The organism is Aquimixticola soesokkakensis, from assembly GCF_900172375.1.
Classification (GTDB): domain Bacteria; phylum Pseudomonadota; class Alphaproteobacteria; order Rhodobacterales; family Rhodobacteraceae; genus Aquimixticola; species Aquimixticola soesokkakensis.
On the sequence record NZ_FWFS01000002.1, the window covers coordinates 107,118 to 133,872 of the forward strand.

Genomic DNA, 26,755 nt, shown 5'->3' on the forward strand with positions numbered 1-26,755 from the left:
CCAAGAACCAAGGTCAATTTCCTCTTGCTTAACGGGCGCCTTGATGCAAATCAATGGTGCATCAATTATTTCTGCGACAGGCTGACGCAGCTTTCTGCCAGCGAGAGACCCGTGATGACCCAAAGCGCCAACCGCCCCGATGCCCTCCCGATCTATCTGCAGATCAGCGAATTGCTGATCCGCGATATCGCGGCCGGGCGACTGGTAGACGGCCAGAAACTGCCCCCCGAACGCGACTTTGCCAAAGCTCATGGCACCACCGTGCGCACCCTGCGCAAAGCCTTGAACGAATTAGAGAAAAAGGGGCTTTTGGAGCGGATTCAGGGTTCTGGAAACTATGTGCGCGCGGGCGGTCAGGTCGAAAGCGTCTATTCGATGTTTCGCCTTGAACTGGTCTCGGGCGGCGGCCTGCCAACCGCGGATATCCTCTCGGTCGAGAGCTGCGAAAAGCCCGCCGGCCTGCCCCCCTTCGGCACGACGACGCAGGCCACCCGCATCCGTCGCCTGCGCTATCTCAGCGGCACGGTGATCGCGGTCGAGGAAATCTGGCTCGATGCAGGTGCCGGGACCCTCAAACGCGATTCGATGCAGGACTCGCTCTATCGCACCTACAAACAACAGCTCGGATTGTGGATCACCCGCGCCGAGGATCGCGTCGGGCTCGGGCGCGTTCCCGACTGGTCCCCACAAGCCTTTCCCCTGGTCATTGGCCAGACCACCGCTTTCATCGAGCGGCTCTCCTGGGGGCAAGCCCCCGAGCCGGTCGAATTTTCCCGCACCTGGTACGACACGGACAAGGCGCTTTACGTCCAGCGCCTGATTTAGGGAGGAACCTACATGTCCAAACCCACCACCTATGGCATCATCGGCTGCGGCATGATGGGTCAGGAACACCTACGCAACATTGTCCTGCTCGACAACACGACCGTGGGCGCGATTTTCGAACCCGACGCTGAAATGCGCGCCCGGGCGCGCCAGTTTGCGCCGGATGCGCAATTCGTGGACAGTATCGCCGAGCTTCTGGCGATCGAGACGCTGGATTGTTTGATGATCGCCAGCCCCAACTTTCGCCACATCGAACAGCTTGAGGAGATCGCCAACACCCTTGGCGCGGCCCGCGCCCTGCCCGTGCTGGTGGAAAAGCCGCTCTTCACCGACCCCGATCACGTTGCGCGGCTCGCGGCCTTCGAAGCAACCTACCCCGCCCCCGTCTGGGTGGCGATGGAATACCGCTACATGCCCCCCGTCGCGACCCTGCTGCGCGACGCGCAAGCGGCCACGGGCGGCATCACGATGTTCACCATCCGCGAACACCGCTTTCCCTTTCTCGAAAAAGTCGGGGACTGGAACCGGTTCAACCGGTATTCGGGCGGAACCTTTGTGGAAAAATGCTGTCATTTCTTTGACCTGATGCGTCTGGTGACAGGGTCCGATCCGATCCGCGTCATGGCCTCGGGCGGGATCGCCACCAACCATCTGGACGAACGCTATAACGGCGAGGCTCCTGATATTCTTGACCACGGCTATGTCATCGTCGAATTTGCCAACGGGATGCGCGCCATGCTGGAACTGTGCATGTTCGCCGAGGGTGCCCGCTATCAAGAGGAAATCAGCGCCACCGGCCCGCAGGGCAAGATCGAGGCACTGGTTCCGGGGCCGGGGCGTTTTTGGCCCGCGCATCTGGGCGCGCCGCCCGTCGCGCAGGTCATCGTGTCGCCGCGTGATCCCAAGGGGCCGCAGGTGCGCGACATCCCCGTCGATCCGCGCCTGCTGGAGGCGGGCGATCACAACGGCTCTACCTTTTACCAGCATCAAGGGTTTCTGGAACTGGTGCGCGGACAGCGCGCCGCGCCGGAGGTGTCGTTGGCGGATGGACGCTGGGCGGTGCTGACGGGCATGGCCGCGCAACGCGCGATCACCGAGCATCGCGTGGTTGAACTCGCCGAACTGATGTAGCGACCCAAGGGAGGCCATGCGCCCCCCTCGTGTCACCGGATCGGGCGCTATTTCTTGCGCATCGCATCCAAAAGCGCCGCGCCGAAACCGCCCGTTTCAGCCTGTTTTTTCGGACCCGCCGACATGGCGCGCGGTGCCGGTTTCGTGCCCTGCTTTGCGCCCGGGCGATCTGCGCGCTCGTTGCGCTGGTCTCTGGCCGATGCGCCGCCATCCTTGCGCATGGTCAACCCGATGCGTTTGCGCGGCACGTCCACTTCGGTCACGGTTACGCGCACCACATCGCCGGCTTTGACCACCTCATGGGGGTCTTTGACGAATTTGTCGGCCAGTTGACTGACATGGACCAAACCGTCCTGATGCACGCCGATATCCACAAACGCCCCGAAAGCGGCCACGTTGGTGACGGTGCCCTCCAGAACCATGCCGCTGGTGAGGTCTTTGATGTCATCCACCCCTTCGGCGAAGGTGGCGGTTTTGAACGTCGGACGCGGGTCGCGGGCGGGCTTTTCCAATTCGGCCAGAATGTCGCGCACGGTCGGCAGGCCGAATATCTCGCTGACGAACTGTTCGGCCTTCACCCCGCGCAGCGCCGCCGTATCCCCCATCAGGCTGCGCAAGTCGCGCCCGCAGGCTTTGACGATCTCGCGCGCCACGCCGTAGGCTTCGGGGTGGACACAGGACGCATCAAGCGGCTCTTTTCCGCCCGAAATCCGCAAGAATCCCGCGCATTGCTCAAAGGCTTTGGGGCCCAGCCGCGCAACCTTCAGCAACTCCTTGCGGGTGGTAAACGCCCCGTTTGCATCGCGATGCGCCACGATGCTTTCGGCAAGAACCGGCCCCAAACCCGACACATGCGCCAGCAGCGGCGCAGAGGCCGTGTTCAGGTCGACCCCCACCGCGTTCACCGCATCCTCGACCACCGCTTCCAGTGATTTGCCCAGTTTGTGCTGGTCCACATCGTGCTGGTATTGCCCCACGCCGATGGATTTGGGTTCGATTTTCACCAGTTCGGCCAGCGGGTCTTGCAAGCGGCGTGCAATCGACACGGCCCCGCGCAGCGACACATCCAGATCGGGGAATTCCTTTGCCGCCAGCTCGGAGGCGGAATAGACCGACGCCCCCGCTTCGGAGACGATGACCTTGGTCGGCGGCGTCACCCCTTTGGGCAACAGTTTGAGCGTGTCGGCCACCAGCTTTTCCGTCTCGCGGCTGGCGGTGCCGTTGCCAATGGCAATCAGGCTGACGTTATGTTTGGCCACCAGCGCCAAGATCGCCGATTGCGCGCCGCGCAGGTCCATCTTGGGCTGGAAGGGATAGAGCGTGTCCGTCGCCACGACCTTGCCGGTTGCATCGATCACCGCCGCTTTCACGCCCGTCCGGATGCCGGGATCAAGGCCAAGCGTGGCCTTCGCGCCCGCCGGGGCGGCCAAAAGCAAGTCCTTGAGATTGCGCGCAAAAACATTGATCGCTTCTTCCTGGGCGCGGGCGCGCAAATCGCCCATCAAATCCAGCATCATCGACAGAGACAGCTTGATGCGCCAGGTCCAGCCCGCCAGTTTGCGCAGCCATGCATCGCCCGCGCCATTGCCGCGGATATCCAGCCGCGCGCCGATCATGTCCACCGCGCGCGCGGCGCCGGTTTCGGGATCGGGCGCAATATCAAGCACCACGACATTCTCGTTGGCCGCGCGCAACATCGCCAGCGCGCGGTGCGACGGGACATCTTTCCACATCTCGCGGTGGTCGAAATAATCGCTGAACTTGGCCCCTGCCGCCTCCTGCCCCTTGATCACCTTGGCGCTCAGATAGGCTTCACGCTGCATGAAGGCGCGCAGATCGCCGATCAGCCCGGCATCCTCGACCAGACCCTCGACGATGATATCGCGCGCGCCATCAAGCGCGGCTTTCACGTCGCTCACCGTCTCGTTCAAATAGCCCTGCGCCAGCGCGTCAGGGTCGGCGGACCGGTCGGCCAGAATGGCTGCGGCCAGCCGCTCCAACCCGTTCTCGCGCGCAATCATCGCTTTGGTGCGGCGCTTGGGTTTATAGGGCAGATAGATGTCTTCCAGTTCGGATTTCGTCGCCGCCTGGGCAATGGCCGCGGCCAGCGCATCGGTCATCTTGTCCTGCTCGCTTACCGATTTGAAAATCGCCGCGCGCCGCTGCTCCATCTCGCGCAGATAGGTCAGACGCTCGGCCAGGAGCCGCAACTGCGTGTCGTCCAAGCCCCCCGTCGCCTCTTTGCGATAGCGCGCCACGAAGGGCACGGTAGACCCCTCGTCCAGCAATTTCACTGCCGCTTCAACCTGTTGCGGGCGCGCCGTGATTTCGGAGGCGATGGTTTGGAAAATACGACCTGCGGTGTCCCGTTCGGTGTTCATGGGGCGTCCTTTTTGCTCTGCGAGGGTCCGTTCTACGCCGTGGCGCGCCCCGCGCCAAGGGGCCGCGCACAGCAATGCGCGCCCTGCGCGAAACCCCGCGCCACAGCGCCACAGCGCCCGCCACAAGCGGGGGCGACAAAGTGGCGCATCCTGTGCAAACCCATATTTTCAATAAAATTTCCCCGACCGGTCACTTTCTTGCGCCTTGCGGGATTTACCTTTGGCAAAGCGACCCCATCTATGGACGAACGCCACATGAAAGTCCGCTCAATCCTATGGCCACACCCGACGCCAAACCCGCGCCCTCTGGTCTGATTCCGGTCGCTCTTGCGATCCTGTTGTTCGTCTGGTTCGCGCAGTTTGCGCCGCGTATCGCCAGTGGCGAGGTGATCCGCGCGGGCTTTGACTGGGCCCCGAGCCTTGGGGTGTCGCTTACCTTCACGCTCGACGGGCTATCGCTGATCATGGCGCTGCTGATTACCGGCATCGGCGCGCTCATCCATCTGTATGCGCGCGACTACATGGCAGGGCATCCCCAATTCAACCGCTTTGCCCTCTACCTCACGGCCTTCATGCTGGCGATGCTTGGCGTCGTGACCGCCGATAACCTCATGGCGCTCTTTGTGTTCTGGGAACTCACGACCGTGACGTCCTACCTGTTGATCGGCTTTGACCACGACAGTGCAAATTCCCGCCGCTCGGCCCTTCAGGGCATGCTTGTGACCGGCGCGGGGGGGCTGTGTTTGCTGGCGGCCTTCATTTTGATTGGCGAGGTCGCAGGCACCTACGCCATCTCGCAAATCCCCGATGGGGCGCTGAAAAACAGTCTCTTTTACACGCCGATCACGATCCTCGTGCTGCTGGGCGCATTCACGAAAAGCGCGCAGTTTCCCTTTCATTTCTGGCTGCCCAACGCGATGGCCGCGCCCACGCCGGTCTCGGCCTATCTGCATTCGGCCACGATGGTCAAAGCGGGGGTGTACCTGATGGCGCGCCTGCACGGCGACCTCGGGGGGAGCGGGCTGTGGATCTGGACCCTCACCCTGGCCGGTGGATTTACGGCCGTTTTCGCCTCTGTGCTGGCGCTGCGCCAGACCGATCTGAAAACCGCGCTCGCATATACGACCCTGATGGCGCTTGGCACGATCACGCTGTTGCTGGCGGCACCGGTGCCCTATGCGCTGACCGGCGCGATCGCCTTTCTGGTGGTGCATTCTCTCTATAAGGCAGCCCTGTTTCTTGTCGCAGGCCTCGTGGATCACGGCACGGGCACCCGCGATGTGACCCTCTTGTCGGGGCTGGGCCGCAAGATGCCCTTCACGGCGCTTGGCGCAACGCTGGCGGCGCTATCCATGGCCGGATTGCCGCCGATGATCGGCTGGATCGGCAAGGAAGTGATCTATGCGGGCGGGTTGAAAACCCCCATGCCGCTGCTGGTGATCGGCGCCGCCCTCGCCGCCAACGCCCTGATGGTCGCCGTTGCCTATCTTTTCGCCATCCGCCCCTTCTGGGTCGGCAAAACCCGCGCGCCCCACGCCCCGCACGAAGGCCGCTGGACGATGTGGATCGCGCCGGTTGTGATGGGGCTGACGGGGCTTGGCCTCGGCATCTATCCCCATGCGCTGCAACAGCTCGTCGATCCGGCCGTCGTCGCGATTTATGGCGGCGAGGCCAAAGCGGCCGGGTTGCACATCTGGGCGGGTCTGGGGATGCCGTTCTACCTGAGCCTTGCGACCTTCACGCTGGGCGCGCTGATCATCCTCGCCGCCAAGCCGCTCTCGGGGCTGATTGCGGCCCTGTCGCGCCGCCTGCCGGTCTTTGATGCCGGATGGGACAGCTTTCTGCGCGGCCTCAAAGCCTTTGCCGCGTGGCAGACGGGCGTGATCCAGCCGGGCAAGATCAGTCTCTATTTCGCCGCAACCTTCAGCGTGATGGTCGTGGCCATCGGCCTGCCTCTGGTGCTGATGCTCGACTTCGGGCCGCTGATACGCCTGCCCGACCTCAATCCGGTCCTGATGCTGATTTCGATCCTGATCGTTGCGGGCACGGGGCTTGTGTTGCGCACCCGCGAGCGCATCACGGCGATTGCCGGACTGGGCACGGTGGGGATCGGGATTTCGCTGATTTTCATCCTGTTTTCCGCGCCTGATGTGGCCATCACGCAGCTTTTGGTCGAAACATTGGTCGTGGTGCTCTTTGCGGTTGCCGCGCTGCGTCTGCCGCAGGTGCGCGACATGACCCCTGCGCTGCCGCGCGTCGTGGCGCTGCCCATTGCGCTGGGGATGGGGGCGGTGGTCAGCCTTGTGACCCTGGCCGTCACCGCCACGCCCTTCGATGCCCATCTCACCGACTGGTTCGCCGCCCATGCCTATCCCGACGGCCACGGGCTGAACATTGTCAACGTGATCCTCGTGGACTTTCGCGCGCTCGATACGATGGGCGAAATCACCGTCGTCATGGTTGCCGCCGCCTCGGCCTATGCGCTGCTCAAAGGGCTGCGCCGCACCAAAGGGAGCCCCGAATGAATTCGCTTCTTCTTTCCGTCGCCTCGCGGTTCTTCGTCACGCTTTTGCTGATGTTTTCCGTCTTCATGCTGCTGCGCGGGCATAATCTTCCGGGGGGTGGTTTCATCGGCGGGCTGATCGGCGCGGCGGGATTTATCGTCTATGCCATCGCGAACGGATCCCAAGCCGCGCGGCGCACCCTGCGCATCGACCCGCGGGTGATTGCCTCCTCGGGGGTTGGCATTGCATTGCTGGCGGGCCTGTCGGCAGCGCTGTTTGGCAAAGCGTTTTTCACCGGAACATGGCTGATCGCGGGGTCGATCAAACTCTCGACGGTGATCATTTTCGACATCGGCGTCTATTTCGCGGTTTTCGGCGCGATCCTGACGCTGGTCTTTGCGCTGGAGGAGGCCGTCTGATGGAAGTTGTGCTTGCCCTGCTGGCCGGTCTGATGGTGGCCGCGGCCGTGTACCTCATGCTGTGGGGGGACATGATGCGCTTTCTCTTCGGGCTGATGCTGATGTCCAACGCGGTAAATCTGGTGATCTTTGCCTCCGGTCGGCTCACGCCCGGCCAGCCGCCGCTGCTGGGTGCGGGGGGCAAACTGCCCGAAACCGCAATGGCCAATGCCCTGCCCCAGGCGCTGATCCTCACCGCGCTGGTGATCGGTTTTGGTCTCTTTGCCTTTGCCCTCGTGCTCGCCCTGCGCGCACACCACAGCTTTGGCCATCTGGAAATGAACGACATGCGCGCCGCAGAGCCTGTCGCCAAATCGGCGGACCCCCAAGAATGAGCTGGATCGTTTCCCTACCGCTGATCATCCCCTTTGCCACGGCGGTGTTGTCCTTTCTGTGGCGCCGCTCGCATCTCGGCGGGCTGGTCTCTGTCACCGGTGCCGCCGCGCAGCTGGTCGCCGCCGGTGTGCTGATGGCCAGCACCTGGCAAAACGGCTATACCGTGGGGCAGATGGGCGGCTGGGACGCCCCCTTTGGCATCACGCTGGTGGCCGATCTTCTGTCGGCGGTGATGGTGGTGATCACGGCCATCACAGGGCTTGCCGTGGCGGTCTATGCGCTCAGTGAAATCGACGCGCGGCGCGAGGAACTGGGCTATCACGCGCTGTTCCATGTCCTGCTGACGGGCGTCACCGGCGCGTTTCTGACCGGCGATTTGTTCAACCTCTACGTCTGGTTCGAGGTGATGCTGATCGCCTCCTTCGGCCTGCTGGTTCTGGGCGGGACCAAGGCCGAAATCGACGGCGGCGTGAAATATGTCGCTCTGAACCTCGTGTCGACCATGCTGTTCTTGATGGCCACCGGCCTGCTCTACGGGCTGACGGGATCGCTCAACATGGCCGATCTGGCGCAAAGCGTGCGCGCCTCCGACAATCAGGGGCTGGTGACGGTCATCGCCATGATGTTCATGGTGGCGTTCGGGGTCAAAGCGGCACTGTTCCCGCTGTTTTTCTGGCTGCCCGCAAGCTACCACACGCCCGCCTTCTCGGTGTCTGCCGTCTTTGCCGGGCTGTTGACCAAGGTCGGCGTCTACGCGCTGATCCGCGCCTTCACGCTGATTTTCGTCTCCGATGTGGCGCTGACCCACCAGATTTTGCTCTGGGCGGCCGTGCTGACCATGATCACCGGCGTTCTGGGCGCAGCCTCGCAAAACGATTTTCGCAAGATCCTGTCATTCCACATCGTCAGCCAGATTGGCTACATGGTGCTTGGCCTTGCGCTGTTCACGCCGCTGGCACTGACGGGAGCGGTGTTTTACCTCGTGCACCACATCATCGTCAAAGCGAACCTGTTTCTGGTGTCGGGCGTTGCCCATAAACTGGCCAAAGGCACGGATCTGTCGCGCATCGGCGGGCTGTATAAAACCGCACCTCTGCTCGCCTTTCTCTTTTTGATCCCGGCCTTTTCACTGGCGGGCTTTCCGCCGCTGTCGGGGTTCTGGGCCAAATATGTCGTGGTCAAAGCCAGCTTCGAGGCGGGGGCCTTTGTCGCGGGAGCGGCGGCGCTGGTCGTCGGGGCGTTGACGATTTTCTCCATGACGAAAATCTGGGCGGAGGCCTTCTGGAAAGACCATCCGGACGGGCAGGAACCGCGCCTGCGCGACATTGCGCTGCGCGAGCGGCTTCTGGCGCTTGCCCCGATTGCCGGTCTCGCGGCGCTGACGGTGGTCATCGGCCTGTTTCCGGCCCCCTTTCTGGATCTGGCAAGCCGCGCCAGCGCGCAATTGCTGGACCCGCAGGCCTATATCGATGCGGTGATGCCGGGGGGGCCGTCATGAAACTGTTTTTGTTGAACCTGTTGCTCACGATCATGTGGGCGGGGCTGTCGGGCAGCTTCGCGCCTCTCACGCTGCTCACCGGTTTTGTCGTCAGCTTTGCGGGAATCTGGCTTGCCAACCGCTCCAGCGAGGGCATCAGCTACGCCACCCGCGTGCTGCGCATGATCCGCCTGATGGTCTATTTCTTTGTCGAACTGGCGCTGTCGTCGGTCAAAGTGGCGGTGGATGTGCTGCGCATCAAGCCGCGCCACAAGCCGGGGATCGTGGAAATGCCGCTGGATGTGACCAGCGACATCGAAATCCTGCTGGTTGCGAACCTTATTTCGCTCACGCCGGGGTCGCTGACGCTGGATGTGACACCGGACCGGCGGGCTCTGGTCGTCCATTCGATGTTTGCCCACGACCCGCAAGCCCTTGTGGCGGATTTGAAATCCGGCATGGAACGCATGGTCAAGGAGGTCTTTGAAGAATGACACCCGAAGTTTTCCTGTTCGAATGCGCCGTTGCGGGGATCGGGATGATCACCCTTGCGGTCGCCATCGCCTTTTTCCGCCTCGCCAAGGGGCCGAGTTTCGCGGATCGCGTCATTGCATTGGACATGATGACGGTCGCCATTGTCGCTTTTGCCGCCGTCTATGCCGTGCTGACGGGCGATAGCGCCTTTATCGACGTGGTGATCGTGCTGGCGCTCGTCGGGTTTTTGTCCGTCGTCGCGCTGGCGCGCTTTGCCGAACGGCGCCAGATCCAGATATCGCAGGATGCAAACCCGCAAGAGGAACACTCATGAGCCAGTATATTGCCGGATGCCTGATCCTGCTGGGCGGGTTCTTTTCGGTCTCGGCGGCCATCGGCCTGCTGCGCCTGCCCGATGCGCTGACGCGGATGCATGCCTCGACCAAGGTCGGGACCTTGGCCTCGCTTTGCATGTTGCTGGCCTGCGCCTTTGCCTTTGGCGATCTTGACGTTTTCGCGCGCTGCGTGATCGCGGTGTTCTTTCTGTTGGTCACCGCCCCCGTTGCGGCCCATATGATCGGGCGCGCGGCCCTTGGCATCGACGGTCTGGCCCATCTGGAAAAGGACCACCAACTGCCGCAGGCCAGCGCAACAGACACCCCCCAGCCCCTACCCCATGAGGGCGATGCGCGCGCCCTGCCCAAAGAGGCCACCCCCCCGCGCGGGTGATGTTACGGCATGGATAGCCACAGGGGCGAACTGCCCCTATACTACGCAACAACCGCACGTTGAGTGCCGCCGCTCCTCAGGACATTCGACCGTTTCATGACCCAAACGCCCCTACAGCCCATCGGGCAGGATGATCTGATTGCCTGTCCCAGCTGTGACGCGCTGTATCATGTGCGCGTGCCGCAGGTCGGGGAACGTGCGACCTGTGCGCGCTGCGAAACCGTCCTGATCGCGCCCAAATCCAATGCGATGCTGCGCATCGTCGCCCTGTCGATCACCAATCTGATCCTCGTGGTTTCGGCTCTGTTCCTGCCGTTTTTATCCATCAGCCGCGCGGGGTTCTACAACGCGACCTCGATCATGGATGCCATTCTGGCCTTTGCACAAGGGCCGATGTTCTTGCTGTCCATCGCCGTTGGCGCGCTGATCGTGGTGGTGCCCATGGCGCGGATGCTGTTGACGCTTTACGTGGTCGCACCGCTGGAATTCGGCGCAGCCCCCCTGCCGCGCGCCGCCCAGGCCTTTCGCCTCTTTGAAAGCCTCAAACCGTGGTCGATGGCGGAAATTTTCGTTCTTGGCTGTGGCATCGCCCTGGTCAAGGTCGCGGATCTGGCCACGGTCGATTTTGGCGCGGCCTTCTGGATGATGGGGGTTTTGGTAGTGGTGGTCCTGTTGCAAGACAACCTGATGGACCGTTGGTCGATCTGGCGCGCGCTGGAAAAACGCGCATGACCCAGGCCGCGATCCCCACCGCCCGTGACAAGGGTCTGATTGCCTGCGAACGCTGCGGGTTGCTCTGGCCGATGAGCGGCGAACACAGCCCCTGCGGGCGCTGCGGGCACAAGCTGTCGTCGCGCAACACCGGCTCGATCCAGCGGGTCTGGGCGTGGTGGCTGGCGGGTCTGATGTGCTACATTCCGGCCAATCTCTATCCGATGCTGGTCACCGACATGCTGACCTCGCATTCCGCCTCGACCATCGTGCAAGGCGCCATCGAAATCGCCCATCACGGCGATCTGCCGATTGCGCTGGTGATCCTGATCGCCTCCGTCGCCATTCCCTTTGCCAAATTTGCCGCCGTTGCCTATCTGGCGCTGTCGATCCGCCCGCTGGGACGGTTTCGCGCCCGCGCCTCGGCGCATCGGCGTCACCAGCTTTACGAACTGGTCGAATATATCGGTCGCTGGTCGATGATCGACGTTTTCGTCGTTGCCATCCTGTCGGCGCTGGTCCAGCTCAATGCGGCGGCGTCCATCCACCCCGGCCCTGCGGCCGTCACCTTTGCCCTGTCGGTGATTTTCACCATGCTCTCCGCGCAGGCCTTTGACTCGCGTATGATCTGGGATGTCAGCCCCGATGCCGCCCCGACCCTGAAAGAAGAAACACCGTGAACGACCTGCCCGATGTCCCGATCGAAACCACGCGCAAAAGCCTTGCCGACCGTGCCTCCATCGTCTGGATCGTGCCCCTCGGCGCGCTGGTCATTGCCCTTGCGATTGCCTGGCAACATCTCTCCGAGCGCGGCCCGCTGGTGGAAATCAGCTTTATCAACGGGTCGGGCATTTCCGCCGGTGAAACCGAAGTGCGCTACCGCGACATCGCCGTGGGGATGGTCGAGGATGTCACCCTCTCCGATGACCTTACCAAAGTTATCGCCCATGTGCGCTTCGACAAGGATGTCGCGGATTACATCGACGATGACGCCGCCTTCTGGGTGGTGCGCCCGGAGGTCACGACGCGCGGCATTTCCGGCCTCGGCACCGTGCTGAGCGGCGTCTACATCGAGGGCCAGTGGAACGATGACCCCCAAGGCACCGTGTCGATGATCGAGGGTCTGGCACAGGCACCCTTGCTTGCGCCGGGCAAACAGGGGCTGGTCGTCACCCTCAATGCCGAGGGGCAGAATTCGATTTCCGGCAATACCCCCATCCTCTATCGCGGCATCGAGGTGGGCATCACCGGCAGCCCCCGTTTGGGGCGCGATGGCCAGACGGTTGCGGTCGATGCGGCGATTTTCGCGCCCTACGACGGGCTTGTCACCTCGACGACGCGGTTCTGGAACACCTCGGGATTCTCCCTCAACATCAGCACCTCCGGGGCCTCCGTGGATTTCGAAAGCCTCGCCTCGCTGCTGTCGGGGGGGATCACCTTTGACACGATCGCCTCGGGCGGCGCGGTGGTTGCCAAAGGGTCGAACTTTGACCTCTACGACGACGAGGAAACCGCCCGCTCCAGCCTGTTTACCAAAAGCGAAGGCCCGAGTCTGGAGCTGACGGTGATTTTCGAGAACAACGTCGCCGGTCTGCGCACCGATGCCGCCGTCGAACTGGACGGTCTGCGCATCGGCACAGTCACCAACCTGTCCGGCCTCGTTGATCCCGAGCGGTTCGGCGACTCGCGCGTGCGTTTGATTGCCACCCTGTCGATCCAGCCCGAACGCCTCGGCTTGGGCGACGACAGCGCGCTCAAACCGATGGCCTACCTCCAACAGGTCGCGTCCGAAGGCATGCGCGCGCGTCTGGCCAATACCTCGCTGCTGACCAGCGGCTTGAAAATCGAACTGGTGCGCCTGCCCGATGCCGCCCCCGCCAAGATCGACATGACGGGCGACCCCTACCCGATCTTTCCCACCGCTCCGGCGGAGCTGACGGATGTGGCCGCAACGGCAGAGGGCGTGTTCAACCGCGTGAACAACCTGCCCATCGAGGAACTGCTGACCTCGGCCATCGACTTTATGAACGGGGCGACGACCCTTGTGACCAATGCCTCGCTGCAACAGACCCCCAATGAGGTCTACGGGTTGATCGGAGACATTCGCGGCTTGGTCACCTCCGAGTCGGTTCAGGGCGTGCCGGCGCAGGTGTCGGCCGTGCTTGACGATCTGCAAAGCGCGACCTCCCACCTCGACGAGACCCTCACCGCGATCAACCAGGCCGAACTGGCGACACGCCTTGGTCAGGTCTTGGGCACCATCGAACTTGCGGTGACCTCGGCCAACCAGTCCATCGACGGCGTTCCCCAAATTCTGGAACGTGTCGACACCCTTCTGGCCAACCTCGAATCCGTTCCGGTGGACCAGCTGGCGCAGGATCTTTCGGGGCTTGTCACCGCCACCGAGGCGCTGATCGACCAGCCGACGACCCGCCAGCTCCCTCAGGAAATCAACGGGGCGCTGTCGGAATTGTCGGCGATCATGGCCGAACTGCGCACCGGCGGCACCGTGCAGAATGCCAATGACGCGCTGGCCTCGGCCAGTGACGCCGCCGATGCCGTGGCCAAAGCGGCCAACGACCTGCCGCGCATCGTTGCGCGTCTGGATGGATTGCTTGTCGAAGCCTCCGGCACCCTTGGCGCCTATGGCGCGAACTCTACGTTGAACCGCGAGGCGCGTGAGGCGCTCAGTGATCTGTCGGCTGCGGCGGATGCGATCACACAATTTGCCAAACAGCTGCAACGCCAGCCCAACTCGCTTATTCTGGGACGTTAACCGATGAAACACCCGTCTTTCCTGACGCTCATTCTGCCCGCCGTCTTGCTGCTTGCCGCCTGCGGGGGCCCCGATCTGCGGGTGCCCGTGCCAAGCGCCAATTCCGCCCTGCGCGATCCCTCGTCGATCCCCTCGGTCGAGCTTCTGACCGTCAGCCTGCCCTCCTACGCCAGCTCTGAACAGATTTCGACAGAACAGGCCGACGGTTTCATTTCCGACAAGGACGCGCCGCTGTGGTCCGATGATCCGGCCCGCGCCGTGACCTTGCAACTGACGCGCAATCTCACCGAAATCACGGGGGCAACCGTTGCACCCGAGCCGTGGCCCTTTGATGCCTATCCTGCAGCGCGCATCGACGTGCGGGTGGAAAACATGCTGGCGACAAACGCCGGTCTGTTCCAGTTGTCGGGGCAATACTACGTCTCCGATACCGAAGGCCGTGGCCGCAACTCTGCGCGTTTCTTCGAGATTTCTGAACCGCTGACGGGCAGTGACCTTGGGGCGCTGGCTGCAGCGCGCGCGCGCGCCGTGGTGCGGCTGGCCGAAGATATCGCCACGCGCGGGATGTAACGGCGGGCCATCAGGGCGCGATCTGTGTCTTGCGCGCCCCAATCGCGCGGCTCTCTGCGGCCCCTGCGCCGATGCATTATGTATTTAGACATGATTTTGGGTTAAATGAGACTCATCAAGCGAAAGGGGAACTTTCCTCTATGGCTGCGGGTTGTCTTCGCACGAGATCCCTCGGGCAGACCACGCAGAGCCCTTCAGACGCTTAGACACAGGATAATGGCGCAATGACGCAGACCGATATGACTGAGACAACCGACGTGCACCGCGACATTTTAATAGTCGAGGATGAAGCAATCGTCGCGCTTGATCTTAAGTTTATCGTCGAGGACATGGGCTTGGGCACGATTGGCCCCTGCCCAACCGTGCGTCAGGGACTACGCGAAGCCAATGCCAACTGCCCCGACATCGCCATTCTGGACGTGAACCTGCTGGACGGCGAAGTATACGCCTTGGCCGATGTGCTGCGCGACCAGCATGTGCCGCTGATTTTCCATTCGGCCCACGCCGATCCGGTCGAATTGGCAAAACGCTATCCCGGCGCTGCGTTTTGCCCCAAGCCCACAACACCCTACCAGATCGAAGATTGCGTCAAAGCGGCCCTGTCGCGCCTGCAATAGGGTCAAAATAAAAAAACGGGCAGCCCCCAAGGGCCACCCGCATCCATGCTCAGAGCACGCCGTTCAGCGAAAATTACCGGAACGCCGGAATCACATGCGCCGCGTAATCGGCGATGGTTTTTTCCTCATCCCCGCTATCGAGATAGACGTTGAACTGCGTCACACCCGCGGTTTCGAGCGCGCGGATTTTTTCGATATGCTGGTCGGGCGTGCCCAGAACCGCAAAAGCATCCACGATGTCGTCGGTGATAAAATCAAGGTAAGGGTTGTCGCTTTGCCCATGCTTTGAATAGTCATAGCCGCGCCGCTTTTCGATGTAGGAGGTCAGAGCCTCGGGCACCAGATCACTGTCGGACCCGTATTTTTCAACGATATCCGCGACATGGTTGCCCACCATCGCCGGAAACCATTTCGTCAGCTCGCGCCCGCGTTCGATGTCGCCCGTATGGGCCGGCGCGGCGGCCATCACGCGGAATGTCGACATGTCGCGCCCCGCGGTGACACCTGCGGCCTTGGCCTGATCGCCCAACCATTGGCAAATGCCCGGATCGGCGATCTGCAAAATCAACCCGTCGCCCACCTGCCCCGCCGTCGCGAGCGCCTTGGGGCCATAGGCCGCGATCCACATCGGCATGTCCCAGCCGCCATCTTCGATCCACGGAAATTGCACCGGTTCGGGGCATTCGCCATACTGCGCTTCCTTGCCCGCCACGAGCTTGCGCAACACATCCGTAAATTCAGCGAGCCGCGCCAGGGTTGCGGGTTTTTTGCCCATCACACGCACGGCAGAATCGCCGCGCCCGATCCCGACGTCAAAACGCCCGCCCGATTGCTTGGCGAGCGAGGCAAACAGCGAGGCCGCAACCGACCAGTCGCGCGAATTGGGGTTGGTCACGCAGGGGCCAAAGCGCATCGTTTCCGTGTGTTCCATGCACATTGCCATCGCGACATAGCTGTCGCGCCACAAAATATGGCTGTCGTAGAACCAGCAATAGGTAAAGCCCGCGTTTTCAGCTTGCCGCACCAGGGCCTTTGCCCGTTCAGGTTCAACGAACCCCTTGAAACAGATACCAAATTCCATGTAATGTCCTTCTTGCATTTGGGACTGACGGCCTGACCGGCTTGTGCGGCACCGCCCTTCCCCCGCATGTTCGGCGCGACATGTCACAGGCGTCAATCCGCTTTTGACCAGATGGTCGAAAAATTTCCGCAGGCCCCGCGACAATCTGCAATCTGCCTGTTTTTCACCACTTCCCCCCGCAGGTTTGCCTGATTTTCCACCGAAGCTACCGTCAATTCTTGATTGTTTGGTCAAAAATCATTCCCACAGCGCACAACCTGTGGCACCCATAGAGTCAAAGGCCGCGAAAAGGCCCCTCACGACAGGACGAGCAACCCGTGTCACGTAAGAAAATTGTCGCGCTGTCGGGCGGTGTGGGCGGCGCGAAACTCTCCGCCGGACTGGCAGCCCTCCTGCCCGCCTCAGACCTGACCATCATCGTCAACACCGGCGATGACGCCGAGCATTTCGGCCTCTCTGTCGCGCCCGACATCGACACACAGCTCTACACCCTCTCGGGGCGCGCCGACCTTGCGCGGGGCTGGGGGCAAAAGGACGAGACGTGGAATGCCATGGGCATGCTGCGCGAGATGGGCGAAGAGGTGTGGTTCAACATCGGTGATCACGATCTGGGGCTGAACCTGCTCCGCACCATGCGCCTCAAACGCGGCGACCGCCTGACCGATATCACCGCCGATTTCGCACGCGCATTGGGGCTGGGCATGGCGCTTCTCCCGATGAGCGACACGCCGGTTTCAACCCTTATTCGCTGTGACGCGCGCGACTACGAGTTTCACGAATGGTTCGTGCAGGCGCAGGGCAAGCCGACCGTGCGCGACCTTGTGTTTCGCGGTGCCGAGACGGCCCCCATGAGCCCCGAAGTCAGCGCCGCATTGCGCGATCCCGACCTCGCGGCGATCCTCATCGCCCCCTCCAACCCCTATCTGTCGATCGCGCCGATCCTTGCCGTTCAGGGCTTGCGGGCGGCGCTGATCGCGGCGCGCGCGCCCGTCATCGGTATCAGCCCCGTTGTCGGCGGGCAGGCGATCAAAGGCCCGACCGCCGCGATGCTGAGCGGATTTGGCCTCCCCGTGACCGCCGCCGCCGTCGCCGCGCTGCACGCCGATATTTTCGACGGATACATCCTCGACCAGCGCGACCACCTTGACCAAACCGCCTTCCAAGCGCTCGATATTCACGCGATCCAAGCGGACACGATGATGGTGGATCACCCCGCCAAAGAGGCCCTCGCGCGTGTCGCTCTCGATTTTGCCGCCCAACTTTCCAAGGTGTCCGCATGACCCCGCATGTTCTCATCCCCGTGAAACGCTTCAGCGAGGCCAAAACCCGCCTGTCCGCGGTGCTTGGTCATACAGAGCGGCGCCATCTGGCGGCGGCTTTGCTGCATGACACGCTTGCGACCTTGGCCCGCGTGTCGATGCTTGAGAGTGTCGGCGTTGTCACTGACGACCCGCAGGCGATTGAAATTGCGCATATTTTCGGGGCCGAGGTGCATCCCGACGCCACCCGCGACCTCAACCCCGCGCTGGAGGCCGCCCGCAGCCGCATCTTTGCGCGCGGCATTGAACGCGTGGCGGTTTTGCACGCCGATCTGCCCCTGTTGAGCGCCAGCGATGTGGTCGCCCTGATCTGCGCGCGCGCGCCTGCCATCGCGCCGGCACGCGACGGGATCGGCACGAATGCGATGGTGACCTCGCTGCGCGCGCCTTTGGCGTTCCATTTCGGCCCCCACAGCAAACGCGCCCATCAGCGCGCCGCGCAACGCCACGACCTGACGCTGCAGACCCTGGATCATCTGGGCCTCGCCCATGACCTCGATAGCCCGCAAGACATTCCCGCCGTCCTCGCTCAAGCCGCCAACAGCCGCAGCGCAACCCTGCTGCGCAAGGCGCTTGCCACGCGCGCCCAGCTTCCGGTTGCCTCATGACCGCGCCGCTGGACCTTGAACAGGATCTCGGCACCCTCATGGCGCAGGCCCGCGCGCGGCGCGATGAGGCCTACCCCCATCTGGTGACCTATTCGCCCAAGGTGTTCATTCCGCTCACGAAACTCTGCCGCGATGTCTGCCATTACTGCACCTTCGCCAAGCCCCCGCGCGCAGGACAACCGATTTACCTCTCGCCCGAAGAGGTCCTCGAAATTGCGCGCGCGGGGGCGGCGCAGGGGTGTCGCGAGGCGCTGTTCACACTGGGCGAAAAGCCCGAATTGCGCTATCGCGCCGCGCGTGAGGCCCTTGCCGCCCTCGGGTTTGAGAGCACCGTGGACTATCTCGCCCATGTCGCCAAACTGGTGCGCGACGAGACCGGCCTCTTGCCCCACCTCAATCCCGGAACCCTGACCCAAGACGCGTTCGACAGGCTCAAAGAGGTCTCCGCCTCGATGGGCATGATGCTGGAAACCACCTCCAATCGGCTGATGCAGCGCGGCCATCCCCATTTCGGCTCGCCCGACAAGGCCCCCGATCTGCGCCTTGCCACGCTTGAGGCCGCAGGGCGCGCCCGCGTCCCCTTCACCACCGGCCTGCTCGTGGGCATCGGGGAAACCCGCGCCGAGCGGATCGAGGCCTTGCTGGCCATCAAAGCCAGCCACGCGCGTCACGGCCACATCCAGGAAGTCATCATCCAGAACTTCATGCCCAAGGCCGACACCAAAATGCGCGCCCATCCGCCCGCGGATCCCCATGAACACCTCTGGACCATTGCCGTTGCGCGCCTGATCCTGCCGCCCGAAATTTCGCTCCAGGCCCCGCCCAATCTGGCCGCCGGCACGGGGGCCGAACTGATCGCGGCGGGGATCAACGACTGGGGCGGCGTGTCGCCCGTCACCATCGACCACGTCAACCCCGAAGCGCCGTGGCCCGAAATCGACAGCCTCGCGGCCCTGACGGCGCGCTGTGGCAAAACCCTTGCGCCGCGCCTCACCGTCTATCCGCCGTTCCAGACGCCGCGCTGGCTTGCCCCCGAAATCCGCACCCGGGTGCTGCGCGCCTCGGATGCTTCGGGACTATGTTTCGAGGGCGACTGGATGCCGGGCCAACACGGGGCCATGCCGCGCATTCGCCGCAGCGGTGCGCTCGATCCCGCGATTGCGGATATCCTGTCGCGCGACCCGCAGACGCTTGACGAGGCCGCGTTAGAGACGCTTTTTAGCGCGCGCGACGCGTCGTTTCATGCCGTCTGCGCCCATGCCGACCGCCTGCGCGCGCAGGTCAACGGCGCGCAGTCGCATTTCGTCGTCACCCGCAATATCAACTATACCAACGTCTGTACCTATGGCTGCACCTTTTGCGCCTTTTCCAAGGGCAAGCGTTCGGATGCGCTTGCCGGGCGCGCCTATGATCTGGCCTTGCCGGAATTCAAACGCCGCGTCGCCGAAGCCTGGGCACGCGGCGGCACCGAGGTCTGTTTGCAAGGCGGCATCCACCCCGATTACACGGGCGCGACCTATCTTGCCCTCGTGAAAGCCGCCAAGGAGGCCGCGCCCGACATCCATGTCCACGCCTTTTCCCCGCTGGAAATCACCCAGGGCGCGCGCACCCTGGGCCTGAGCCTGAGCGACTACCTCAAACAGCTCAAAAGTGCTGGATTAGGCTCGCTTCCGGGCACTGCGGCGGAAATTCTGGACGACGAGATCCGCGACCAGATCGCCCCTGACAAGATCACCACCGCCCAATGGTTTGCCGTGATGGAAGCCGCACATGGGCTTGGTATCCGCTCCACCGCGACCATCATGTACGGCCATATCGAACGGCCCGTGCACTGGGCGCGCCACCTGATCCGCCTGCGCGACCACCAGCGCCGCTTTGGCGGGTTCACCGAATTCGTGCCCCTGCCCTTTGTCGCGCTCGAAGCGCCGATGTATCTGCGCGGGCAGTCCCGCCGGGGGCCGACCTATCGCGAAGCGGTTTTGATGCACGCCGTCGCACGTATCGCCCTGCAGGGCGCGATCGACCATATCCAGACCAGCTGGGTGAAAATGGGTCCCGAAGGCGCGCGCGACTGCCTTGGGGCGGGGGCCGACGACATGGGCGGCACCTTGATGAACGAAAGCATCACCCGCGCCGCCGGTGCGGTGCACGGGCAGGAATTTGCCCCCCACCAGATGATCGACCTCATCCACAGCCTCGGGCGCACGCCGGTGCAACGCTCGACGCTCTATGGCCCTGTGCCCCCCGACCGCCAGGCCCGCGCGCGACAAGCCGCACCGCTTGACGAGATGATCAACACGCCGCTGCGGCGCAAAGCAACTGCCTGAAGGAACCCGCCATGCTGCGTATCGGTTACAAAGCCTCCGCTGAACAATTCACCCCCCGCGCGCTGCTCGATTTCGGGGTTCTGGCCGAAGAAACCGGCTTTGACTCGGTGTTTATTTCCGACCATTTCCAACCCTGGCGCCACACCGGTGGCCATGCGCCCCATGCGCTGGTCTGGATGGGCGCGCTTGGTGCGATGACCTCGCGCATCATCATGGGCACCTCGGTTTTGACCCCGACGTTCCGCCACCATCCCAGCATGGTCGCCCAGAGTTTCGGCACGTTAGGGTCGCTTTACGCAGGACGTGTGGTTTTGGGCATCGGCACGGGCGAGGGGCTGAACGAAGTCCCCGCCCTGGGCTGTGACTGGCCCGACCGCAAGGAACGCTTTGCCCGCCTGCGCGAAGCGGTGCGCCTGATCCGCGCGCTCTGGACGCAGGACCGTGTGACTTTCGAGGGTGATTTCTACCGCACCGAAAGTGCGACGATCTACGACCGCCCCGAGACTCCCGTACCGATTTATGTCGCCGGTGCCGGGCCGATGATCACGAAATATGCCGGACGCTTTGGCGAGGGGTTCATCACCACCTCGGGCAAGGCGCGCGAACTCTACTCCGATATCCTGATGCCAAATCTGCGCGAAGGTCTGGCCGACAAGGGGCGCGAGATGGCCGATATCGACCGGATGATCGAAATCAAACTCAGCTTTGACAGCGATCTGGCCCGCGCAAAGGAGGACACGCGGTTCTGGGGCGCGCTGGCCCTGACGTCCGAGCAAAAGGCAGAGGTGGAGGACCCGCTCGAGATGGAAAAACTCGCCGACAGCCTCACCTCCGATCAGACCGCGAGCCGCTGGATCGTCACCGCCGATCCCGACGAGGTCGTCGAAAAACTGCGCCCCTATGCCGCCCTCGGCTTTAACCACTTCGTCTTTCACGCCCCGGGGCCGGATCAGGCGCGCTTCTTGCGTCAGTTCAGCACGCAGGTCATGCCCAAAATCCGCGCGGCCTTTGGATGAGCCTCACCCTCACCGCCCTGAAAGATGTCCCGCTGGTCCGCGAGGGCGACGACCTTTGTGCGCTGGTTTTGGCGGGATTAGAGACGAATCGGCTGGCGCTTGCCGAGGGCGATACGCTGGTTCTGGCGCAAAAGATCGTGTCAAAGTCCGAAGGTCGCTTTCGCAGGCTCAGCGACATCACCCCCACGCCACAGGCCATCGCCCTTGCCACCGAAACCGACAAAGACCCGCGTCTGGTGCAGGCCATTCTGGACGAAAGCACGGAGGTGGTGCGCAAGCGGCGCGGGGTTTTGGTGGTGCGCCATCGCCTTGGGCTGACCATGGCACAAGCGGGCATCGACCAGTCCAACGTCGAGGGCGCAGACGACCGGCTGCTGCTTCTGCCCCGAGACCCCGACGCCTCGGCCACCCGCCTGCGCGAGTCGATTCTGGCACAAACCGGCAAGGCGGTTGGCATCGTGATCGCCGATAGCTTCGGGCGGCCCTTTCGCAATGGCACCACCGGCATCGCGATCGGCGCGGCGGGCATCCAGAGCTTTATCGACCGGCGCGGCGACACGGACCTCTTCGGGCGCGTGTTGAAAGTCTCGACCATTGCCCATGCGGACGAAATCGCCGCTGCGGCCTCTCTGTTGATGGGTCAGGCGGATGAGGGCCTGCCAATCGTGCATCTGCGCGGACCCGTCCTGAGGGGCGACAGCCCCGCCGCCGATCTGATCCGCCCCGCCGCCGAGGACCTGTTTCTTTAGCCCGCCACGCGCCGCCAGCGCAGCGCGTGGCGTTCCCACGGCACAAACACCAACCGCTCGACAGCCAGCATCACTGCGACAAAACTTAGCGCATAGGCCATGACATGGGCGGTCTGGAACAGCTGGAAATGCAGATGGATGGCAAAGCCGACACCCGACGAGCGGCCCAGAAACTCGACCACCAGCACGATTTTCCAAATCACGGCGATGCCCGTGCGCGCGGCACTCAAAGCGAAGGGCGCAAGTTGGGGCAGGGTCACGTGGCGCAGCCGCGCCCAGAGCGACAGCCGGTAAACCCGCGCCAGATCATCAAAATCCGCCTCCCGCGCCCGCACCCCTTCGCGCATGGTGACAAGCACCATCGCCGTTTTGTTCAACGTCACGGCCGTGATCGCAGCGACTTCGTTCAGCCCGATCCACAGATAGCACAACACGATCACCACCAGCGCGGGCATGTTCAAAAACACCACCACCCAAGGGCCGGTGATCCGGTCCAGCCATGCCACCCGCCCCAACGCAATTCCAAGCGCGGTTCCAAGCCCCATCGCCAGCACAAAAGCGACACTAACCCGTGCCAAAGTTGCCCAAAGATGACGCCACAGCCGGTCCGATCGCGCTTCCTCGATCAACACGGCGAGCACCTCGTTTGGCGCGGGCAACACATCGGCGTCCCCCTTGAGCGCCGCAAGGCCGGCCCAAAAGGCCAGCAGCGCGCAGAGCGACAAAACAGGGATGATCAGTGCGCGCATGGGGGCCTCCGCAAAGTACTGTAGGGCGCGCGGGTCGCGGGGGGCAGGCGACTTTGGTCGAATGGGCGCGGCGCGGCGCGGGTTCTAGCGTCAGGGCATGTGGATCCTTCGCTGCCTCCCTTTGCTCTTCTTGCTCTGCTTCGCGCACGCGGCGGTGGCGCTGGAGCGCGCGCAGATCGCCGCCCACATCGACCCGCCGATGCAACTGGGCGATCCGCTGGGCGACGACGGGGTCTATGCGCTGCTCAATTCCGGCGGCACGCAGGTCGGATACGTGTTTGAAACCGCCCCGCGCGCGCCCTTGCCCGGTTTTTCCGGTCAGCCGATCAACATGCTGGTGACGCTCGATACAGAGGGGCGCTTTCTGGATGTCGAGCTGCTTCACCACAACGAACCGATCTTTGTCAGCGGTCTGGGCGAAGCGCCGTTTCGCGCCTTTCTGGAACAATATCGCGGTCATTCCATCGCGCAATCCCTTGTGGTGGGAACGCCCTACGGCGCGGGGGGCACAGGATCGGACCTCACCTATCTTGATGGCGTGACCAAGGCCACCGCCTCGGTGCGCATCGCCCATGAAAGCATCCTCGCCGCCGCGCTTGGCGTTGCGCGCGAAAAGATGCAAGGCATCGCGACCCGCCCGCCCCTGCGCCCCGATCCGGACGTGACTGCGTCTCTAACATGGCCCGATCTGGTCGAAACGGGGATCGCGCGCCACCTTGTGGTGCGCAATGGCGAGGTCGCCAATGCCTTTGCCGGAACGCTTTGGGCCGATGACGATCCCGACGGGGCCGCTGCGCCCGATGCGCCCTTCATCGATCTGTGGTTGATTGATATCGGCCCACCCGCCATCGCCCGCGCGGTTCTGGACGCTGACGGATTTGCCGAGCTGCAGCGTTTTTTGCAAACCGCGCCGGAGTCAGAGCCGCTGCTGCTGATCGAAACCGCGCGCCACGGTCTGGTCTCGCAGGATTTTATCCGCAACACCGCGCCCGACCGGCTGTCGGCAGAGCAGGACGGATTGCCCCTTGCCCTGCGCGACGCGGACCTCTCATTCGGATTTTCCGACAGCGTGCCCGAGGCGCTCAAAGACGGTATCGCGATGATCCTGCGCACGGACCGACGCCTCGGGTTCGACCCGACGCGCGACTGGACCCTTCAGGTGCAGGCCCTGCGCAGCCACGGGATGTTCCAGCCCGAGACCGGCAGCCGCCATTTCCCTCTGACCTATGCTGCCCCGCCGCAATTCTACCGCAGCAGCGAAACCGCGCCGCGCCGCCCCGTGTGGCAACAGGCTCTGATCCAGCGCAAAACCGACCTTTTCGTGCTGATACCCTTTCTCGCCCTTGTGCTTGTGGTGAACGGCCCCGCGTTGCGGCCAAGCGCGTCGCGGCGCTGGTTCACCCCGCTGCGCCTTGCCATTCTGGCCACGACCATCGGCTTTGTCGGCTGGTGGGGCCAGGGGCAACTGTCCATCGTCACCGTGATGGCGGTCTTGCGCGCTGCCCTTGGCGCAGGATCTCTCTCGGTGCTGCTGTACGATCCGTTTTCGCTGGCGATCTGGGGCGTGACGCTGATCGGCTTCGTGCTTTGGGGGCGCGGGTTGTTCTGCGGCTGGCTCTGCCCCTTTGGCGCGATGCAAGAATTCACCGCGCATCTCGGGCGTCGCCTGCGTCTTCCCCAGCTCGAGCCATCCGCGCTCTGGGACCACCGCCTGAAACGGGGGAAATACCTTGCGCTCGCCGCTGTTCTGGGGGTCACGGTCCTCGCGCCGGCACAGTCGGAAAACATCGCCGAAATCGAACCCTTCAAAACCGCCGTGACCACATATTTCATCCGGGATTGGGTCTATGTCGCCTATGCGGTTTTCTGGCTGACGCTGTCGATGGTGACCTTCAAAGGCTTTTGCCGCTACGTCTGCCCCTTGGGCGCTGTCATGGCAATCGCCGGCCGCTTGCGCCTGCGCAACTGGATTGCGCGCCGCATCGAATGCGGTTCGCCCTGCCAGCTTTGCCGCGTCAAATGCCGCTACGGGGCGATCGAGAAATCCGGCGCGATCGACTATACGGAATGCTTTTCCTGCATGGACTGCGTGGGGATTTTCGACGATCCGCACCGCTGCGTGCCGCAAATCCTCGCCACGAAACGGAGCACCCCATGATCACGCGACGGCGTTTTTTCACCCTCTCGGCCTGTGCCCTGGCCTGTCGCGCGACGGCCGCCCCGATGGTCTGGGAAGGGCGCGTGCTGGGGGCCGATGCGCGCCTTGATCTGCGCGGGCCAAAGGAGCTCACGCAGGGCGTTCTGGATCACCTTAGGGTGGTTTTGCACGACATCGAGAATGCGGTGTCGCTCTATCAGGCGTCGGCGCTGGTGCAGTTGAACCACACCGGACAGCTGCAACAGGCTCCGCAGATCTTATGCGACCTCCTGAGGCTGTCGCGCAGAATCCACGCCGCCACCAACGGCGCGTTCGACCCCACGGTGCAGCGCCTCTGGCAGGCGCTTGCCAGAGGCGATGACCCGCGACACGCTGCCGCGACCATCGGTCTGGACCGCGTGACGCAGGATGCGCGCAGCATCACGCTGGACCGGGGTCAGGCATTGACCTTCAACGGGGTCGCCCAGGGCTTTGCCGCGGATCGCGTGCGCGCGCTGTTGCAGGATGCGGGCTTTGAAACGGGCCTTGTGAATATGGGGGAATTTGCGGCGCTGGGGGGGCCGTTTCGCCTTGGGATGGAAGGCCCCCAAGGTCAAATCGGCACGCTCACCCTGTCCAACAGCGCCTGCGCCACCTCGACGCCATCAGCGCTGTTTCTGGCACAACAGAGCCACATTCTGGGACCGCAGGGCCAAAGCCCGCGCTGGTCCTCGGTGACGGTCGAAGCAAAATCCGCCGCTTTGGCCGATGCCTGTTCCACCGCCTTTTGCCTCATGCGCGAACCCGACATCGACGCGGCCCGCAAGGCGCTGGACCTCACGCGCGTGTTTCTGGTGGCGCCAAACGGCGACCTGCGCCGCCTCTAGCGTTCGGGCGTCAGATGGCTCACCCCCGCCGCCGCGAAGATCGCCGCGATCCGGCCATCGGCAAGCGCCGTTTCAATCGCATAATCCACCGCATAGCCCAAATCGCGGTGCTGCTGGCTGACGGCGACCCCGACCGTCCACTGCCCGCGCGCCAACCCCACCAGTGGCGGTTGATGCACGGCCATCTCCGGTGTCAGCGCCGCTTCGATCTGCGCCAGCGGTGCCATCACGGCCCCCACCTCGCCAGCCGCCAGCGCCGCCATCGCCGCCGCCGTATCGCGGTAGCGGTGAATGCCCGCCGCCATCGTGCCATTGCCGATCGAGGACAGGTAGAAATCCGACAGGCTGTCATTTTCCACCCCCACCGGATCAAAGCGGAAATAGGCCGGAACAGGGCCTTTGTCGGGATAGGTCGCGCGATCATAGCCGATGGCGAGTGCCTCTGCGCCATATTGGCCGGTGAACACGGCCTGCTCGACGCGGCAGGTAAATGCGCTGTCATAGGGCACATGCAGCATCACATCCGACACATGCCCGTCAACAATCGCGCCTTTCCAGATGTAGTTGCGCAGATCAGCGTCAAGCGTTTCACTCGCCGCCACCAGCCGAAAGCGCGGTTCGACGCCCAGTTCCGCCGCAATAAGACGGGCGATGTCCACATCGATACCCTGCGGTTCGCCCGCGACCAGCGACGACCACGGCGCGAAATCCTCATAGAGGGCAAATTCGATCCAGCCCTCCTCTTCGATTGTCTCGAAGGAGCGGCCAATGTTCTGGGCAAAGGTGTTTTGGGGCTTTTCCTGCGCCACGAAGTCCTCGCAGCGCGCCAGTGCCGGACCCGCGACAAGCGCGAGTCCGGCTGCAAGCAGGATGCCGGTTCGGGAGAAGGGCAT

At 63.5% G+C, this 26,755-nt stretch carries 25 protein-coding genes; 21 read left to right on the forward strand and 4 right to left on the reverse strand.

Annotation, left to right across the window (positions count from 1 at the left end):
- Positions 1-114 precede the first annotated feature (114 nt).
- Together AQS8620_RS03490 and AQS8620_RS03495 are read left to right on the forward strand one after the other, a co-directional pair.
- Entirely contained in the window at positions 115-825 is a 711-nt protein-coding gene (locus tag AQS8620_RS03490) for a GntR family transcriptional regulator (protein WP_085835464.1), read from the forward strand.
- A 12-nt stretch (positions 826-837) separates the two neighbouring features.
- Positions 838-1,956, forward strand: coding sequence for a Gfo/Idh/MocA family protein (locus AQS8620_RS03495; RefSeq protein WP_085835465.1), 1,119 nt, complete (start codon positions 838-840; stop codon positions 1,954-1,956).
- A 47-nt stretch (positions 1,957-2,003) separates the two neighbouring features.
- On the opposite strand, the gene AQS8620_RS03500 is transcribed toward AQS8620_RS03495, so the two are convergent.
- Positions 2,004-4,337 (reverse strand): Tex family protein, encoded by a 2,334-nt coding sequence (locus AQS8620_RS03500; protein WP_085835466.1) that lies wholly within the window; start codon positions 4,335-4,337, stop codon positions 2,004-2,006.
- Positions 4,338-4,612: 275 nt separating this feature from the next.
- Here AQS8620_RS03500 and mbhE point away from each other — a divergent pair, with 275 nt between their 5' ends.
- The 12 genes from mbhE to AQS8620_RS03560 all read left to right on the forward strand — a co-directional run bounded on the left by mbhE (position 4,613) and on the right by AQS8620_RS03560 (position 14,989).
- Complete coding sequence (gene mbhE / locus AQS8620_RS03505; protein WP_085835630.1) at positions 4,613-6,862, forward strand: hydrogen gas-evolving membrane-bound hydrogenase subunit E; 2,250 nt, start codon at positions 4,613-4,615, stop codon at positions 6,860-6,862.
- Entirely contained in the window at positions 6,859-7,260 is a 402-nt protein-coding gene (locus AQS8620_RS03510) for a Na+/H+ antiporter subunit B (protein WP_085835467.1), read from the forward strand. Before mbhE ends, AQS8620_RS03510 begins: the two co-directional genes overlap by 4 nt.
- Positions 7,260-7,634: a Na+/H+ antiporter subunit C gene (locus AQS8620_RS03515; protein ID WP_085835468.1), complete on the forward strand. Its 375-nt coding sequence runs from the start codon at positions 7,260-7,262 to the stop codon at positions 7,632-7,634. Before AQS8620_RS03510 ends, AQS8620_RS03515 begins: the two co-directional genes overlap by 1 nt.
- Complete coding sequence (locus AQS8620_RS03520) at positions 7,631-9,133, forward strand: Na+/H+ antiporter subunit D (RefSeq protein ID WP_085835469.1); 1,503 nt, start codon at positions 7,631-7,633, stop codon at positions 9,131-9,133. Before AQS8620_RS03515 ends, AQS8620_RS03520 begins: the two co-directional genes overlap by 4 nt.
- Positions 9,130-9,606: a Na+/H+ antiporter subunit E gene (locus AQS8620_RS03525; RefSeq protein WP_085835470.1), complete on the forward strand. Its 477-nt coding sequence runs from the start codon at positions 9,130-9,132 to the stop codon at positions 9,604-9,606. Before AQS8620_RS03520 ends, AQS8620_RS03525 begins: the two co-directional genes overlap by 4 nt.
- Entirely contained in the window at positions 9,603-9,920 is a 318-nt protein-coding gene (locus AQS8620_RS03530; protein ID WP_085835471.1) for an MrpF/PhaF family protein, read from the forward strand. The genes AQS8620_RS03525 and AQS8620_RS03530 overlap by 4 nt, the downstream gene beginning before the upstream one ends.
- Entirely contained in the window at positions 9,917-10,315 is a 399-nt protein-coding gene (mnhG, locus tag AQS8620_RS03535; RefSeq protein WP_085835472.1) for a monovalent cation/H(+) antiporter subunit G, read from the forward strand. Before AQS8620_RS03530 ends, mnhG begins: the two co-directional genes overlap by 4 nt.
- A gap of 96 nt (positions 10,316-10,411) precedes the next feature.
- Positions 10,412-11,047, forward strand: a complete 636-nt coding sequence (locus AQS8620_RS03540; protein ID WP_085835473.1) for a paraquat-inducible protein A — start codon at positions 10,412-10,414, stop codon at positions 11,045-11,047.
- Positions 11,044-11,706 (forward strand): paraquat-inducible protein A, encoded by a 663-nt coding sequence (locus tag AQS8620_RS03545; RefSeq protein ID WP_085835631.1) that lies wholly within the window; start codon positions 11,044-11,046, stop codon positions 11,704-11,706. The genes AQS8620_RS03540 and AQS8620_RS03545 overlap by 4 nt, the downstream gene beginning before the upstream one ends.
- Positions 11,703-13,802, forward strand: coding sequence for a PqiB family protein (locus AQS8620_RS03550; protein WP_159453190.1), 2,100 nt, complete (start codon positions 11,703-11,705; stop codon positions 13,800-13,802). Before AQS8620_RS03545 ends, AQS8620_RS03550 begins: the two co-directional genes overlap by 4 nt.
- Before the next feature lie 3 nt (positions 13,803-13,805).
- Positions 13,806-14,372 carry a PqiC family protein gene (locus AQS8620_RS03555; protein ID WP_085835475.1) on the forward strand — a complete coding sequence of 189 codons (567 nt, stop codon included), beginning with the start codon at positions 13,806-13,808 and terminating at the stop codon, positions 14,370-14,372.
- Between the two features lie 224 nt (positions 14,373-14,596).
- Positions 14,597-14,989: a response regulator gene (locus AQS8620_RS03560; RefSeq protein WP_143267402.1), complete on the forward strand. Its 393-nt coding sequence runs from the start codon at positions 14,597-14,599 to the stop codon at positions 14,987-14,989.
- 73 nt (positions 14,990-15,062) lie between these two features.
- Here AQS8620_RS03560 and AQS8620_RS03565 read toward each other — a convergent pair whose 3' ends face one another.
- The gene (locus AQS8620_RS03565) at positions 15,063-16,070 is read right to left on the reverse strand and encodes a TIGR03842 family LLM class F420-dependent oxidoreductase (RefSeq protein WP_085835476.1); all 1,008 of its coding nucleotides are present in this window, start codon (positions 16,068-16,070) and stop codon (positions 15,063-15,065) included.
- 317 nt (positions 16,071-16,387) lie between these two features.
- Between AQS8620_RS03565 and cofD the strand changes: the two genes are divergently transcribed.
- From cofD to cofE, 5 genes are read left to right on the forward strand one after another with little or no spacing between them, the layout of a single operon-like run.
- Entirely contained in the window at positions 16,388-17,350 is a 963-nt protein-coding gene (gene cofD, locus AQS8620_RS03570; protein ID WP_085835477.1) for a 2-phospho-L-lactate transferase, read from the forward strand.
- A complete protein-coding gene (gene cofC, locus AQS8620_RS03575; RefSeq protein WP_085835478.1) occupies positions 17,347-17,997 on the forward strand; it encodes a 2-phospho-L-lactate guanylyltransferase in 651 nt (216 codons plus the stop codon). Before cofD ends, cofC begins: the two co-directional genes overlap by 4 nt.
- Positions 17,994-20,324: a 5-amino-6-(D-ribitylamino)uracil--L-tyrosine 4-hydroxyphenyl transferase CofH gene (gene cofH, locus AQS8620_RS03580; RefSeq protein ID WP_085835479.1), complete on the forward strand. Its 2,331-nt coding sequence runs from the start codon at positions 17,994-17,996 to the stop codon at positions 20,322-20,324. Before cofC ends, cofH begins: the two co-directional genes overlap by 4 nt.
- A gap of 11 nt (positions 20,325-20,335) precedes the next feature.
- Entirely contained in the window at positions 20,336-21,340 is a 1,005-nt protein-coding gene (gene fgd / locus AQS8620_RS03585; protein WP_085835480.1) for a glucose-6-phosphate dehydrogenase (coenzyme-F420), read from the forward strand.
- A complete protein-coding gene (gene cofE, locus AQS8620_RS03590) occupies positions 21,337-22,089 on the forward strand; it encodes a coenzyme F420-0:L-glutamate ligase (protein WP_085835481.1) in 753 nt (250 codons plus the stop codon). The genes fgd and cofE overlap by 4 nt, the downstream gene beginning before the upstream one ends.
- On the opposite strand, the gene AQS8620_RS03595 is transcribed toward cofE, so the two are convergent.
- Positions 22,086-22,838: an ABC transporter permease gene (locus AQS8620_RS03595; protein ID WP_085835482.1), complete on the reverse strand. Its 753-nt coding sequence runs from the start codon at positions 22,836-22,838 to the stop codon at positions 22,086-22,088. The two genes, cofE and AQS8620_RS03595, sit on opposite strands and share 4 nt — an antisense overlap.
- 154 nt (positions 22,839-22,992) lie before the next feature.
- On the opposite strand from AQS8620_RS03595, the gene AQS8620_RS03600 reads away from it, so the two are divergent.
- Both AQS8620_RS03600 and AQS8620_RS03605 read left to right on the forward strand, forming a co-directional pair.
- On the forward strand, positions 22,993-24,996 hold the full coding sequence (locus AQS8620_RS03600; RefSeq protein WP_370737874.1) for a 4Fe-4S binding protein: 2,004 nt from the start codon (positions 22,993-22,995) through the stop codon (positions 24,994-24,996).
- Complete coding sequence (locus AQS8620_RS03605) at positions 24,993-25,862, forward strand: FAD:protein FMN transferase (protein WP_085835484.1); 870 nt, start codon at positions 24,993-24,995, stop codon at positions 25,860-25,862. Before AQS8620_RS03600 ends, AQS8620_RS03605 begins: the two co-directional genes overlap by 4 nt.
- Here the strand turns inward: AQS8620_RS03605 and AQS8620_RS03610 are convergent.
- Complete coding sequence (locus AQS8620_RS03610) at positions 25,859-26,755, reverse strand: substrate-binding periplasmic protein (RefSeq protein WP_085835485.1); 897 nt, start codon at positions 26,753-26,755, stop codon at positions 25,859-25,861. The two genes, AQS8620_RS03605 and AQS8620_RS03610, sit on opposite strands and share 4 nt — an antisense overlap.

Bases quoted from the DNA above. Each gene is read 5' to 3' on its own strand.
- cofE (WP_085835481.1), top strand. From the start codon at position 21,337: ATGAGCCTCACCCTCACCGCCCTGAAAGATGTCCCGCTGGTCCGCGAG.
- AQS8620_RS03525 (WP_085835470.1), top strand. From the start codon at position 9,130: ATGAAACTGTTTTTGTTGAACCTGTTGCTCACGATCATGTGGGCGGGG.
- fgd (WP_085835480.1), top strand. From the start codon at position 20,336: ATGCTGCGTATCGGTTACAAAGCCTCCGCTGAACAATTCACCCCCCGC.
- AQS8620_RS03555 (WP_085835475.1), top strand. From the start codon at position 13,806: ATGAAACACCCGTCTTTCCTGACGCTCATTCTGCCCGCCGTCTTGCTG.
- AQS8620_RS03560 (WP_143267402.1), top strand. From the start codon at position 14,597: ATGACGCAGACCGATATGACTGAGACAACCGACGTGCACCGCGACATT.
- AQS8620_RS03545 (WP_085835631.1), top strand. From the start codon at position 11,044: ATGACCCAGGCCGCGATCCCCACCGCCCGTGACAAGGGTCTGATTGCC.
- AQS8620_RS03490 (WP_085835464.1), top strand. From the start codon at position 115: ATGACCCAAAGCGCCAACCGCCCCGATGCCCTCCCGATCTATCTGCAG.
- AQS8620_RS03540 (WP_085835473.1), top strand. From the start codon at position 10,412: ATGACCCAAACGCCCCTACAGCCCATCGGGCAGGATGATCTGATTGCC.
- AQS8620_RS03610 (WP_085835485.1), bottom strand. From the start codon at position 26,755: ATGCCCTTCTCCCGAACCGGCATCCTGCTTGCAGCCGGACTCGCGCTT.
- AQS8620_RS03530 (WP_085835471.1), top strand. From the start codon at position 9,603: ATGACACCCGAAGTTTTCCTGTTCGAATGCGCCGTTGCGGGGATCGGG.
- AQS8620_RS03595 (WP_085835482.1), bottom strand. From the start codon at position 22,838: ATGCGCGCACTGATCATCCCTGTTTTGTCGCTCTGCGCGCTGCTGGCC.
- mnhG (WP_085835472.1), top strand. From the start codon at position 9,917: ATGAGCCAGTATATTGCCGGATGCCTGATCCTGCTGGGCGGGTTCTTT.
- cofC (WP_085835478.1), top strand. From the start codon at position 17,347: ATGACCCCGCATGTTCTCATCCCCGTGAAACGCTTCAGCGAGGCCAAA.
- cofH (WP_085835479.1), top strand. From the start codon at position 17,994: ATGACCGCGCCGCTGGACCTTGAACAGGATCTCGGCACCCTCATGGCG.
- AQS8620_RS03500 (WP_085835466.1), bottom strand. From the start codon at position 4,337: ATGAACACCGAACGGGACACCGCAGGTCGTATTTTCCAAACCATCGCC.
- mbhE (WP_085835630.1), top strand. From the start codon at position 4,613: ATGGCCACACCCGACGCCAAACCCGCGCCCTCTGGTCTGATTCCGGTC.
- AQS8620_RS03520 (WP_085835469.1), top strand. From the start codon at position 7,631: ATGAGCTGGATCGTTTCCCTACCGCTGATCATCCCCTTTGCCACGGCG.
- AQS8620_RS03605 (WP_085835484.1), top strand. From the start codon at position 24,993: ATGATCACGCGACGGCGTTTTTTCACCCTCTCGGCCTGTGCCCTGGCC.
- AQS8620_RS03515 (WP_085835468.1), top strand. From the start codon at position 7,260: ATGGAAGTTGTGCTTGCCCTGCTGGCCGGTCTGATGGTGGCCGCGGCC.
- AQS8620_RS03510 (WP_085835467.1), top strand. From the start codon at position 6,859: ATGAATTCGCTTCTTCTTTCCGTCGCCTCGCGGTTCTTCGTCACGCTT.
- AQS8620_RS03565 (WP_085835476.1), bottom strand. From the start codon at position 16,070: ATGGAATTTGGTATCTGTTTCAAGGGGTTCGTTGAACCTGAACGGGCA.
- AQS8620_RS03495 (WP_085835465.1), top strand. From the start codon at position 838: ATGTCCAAACCCACCACCTATGGCATCATCGGCTGCGGCATGATGGGT.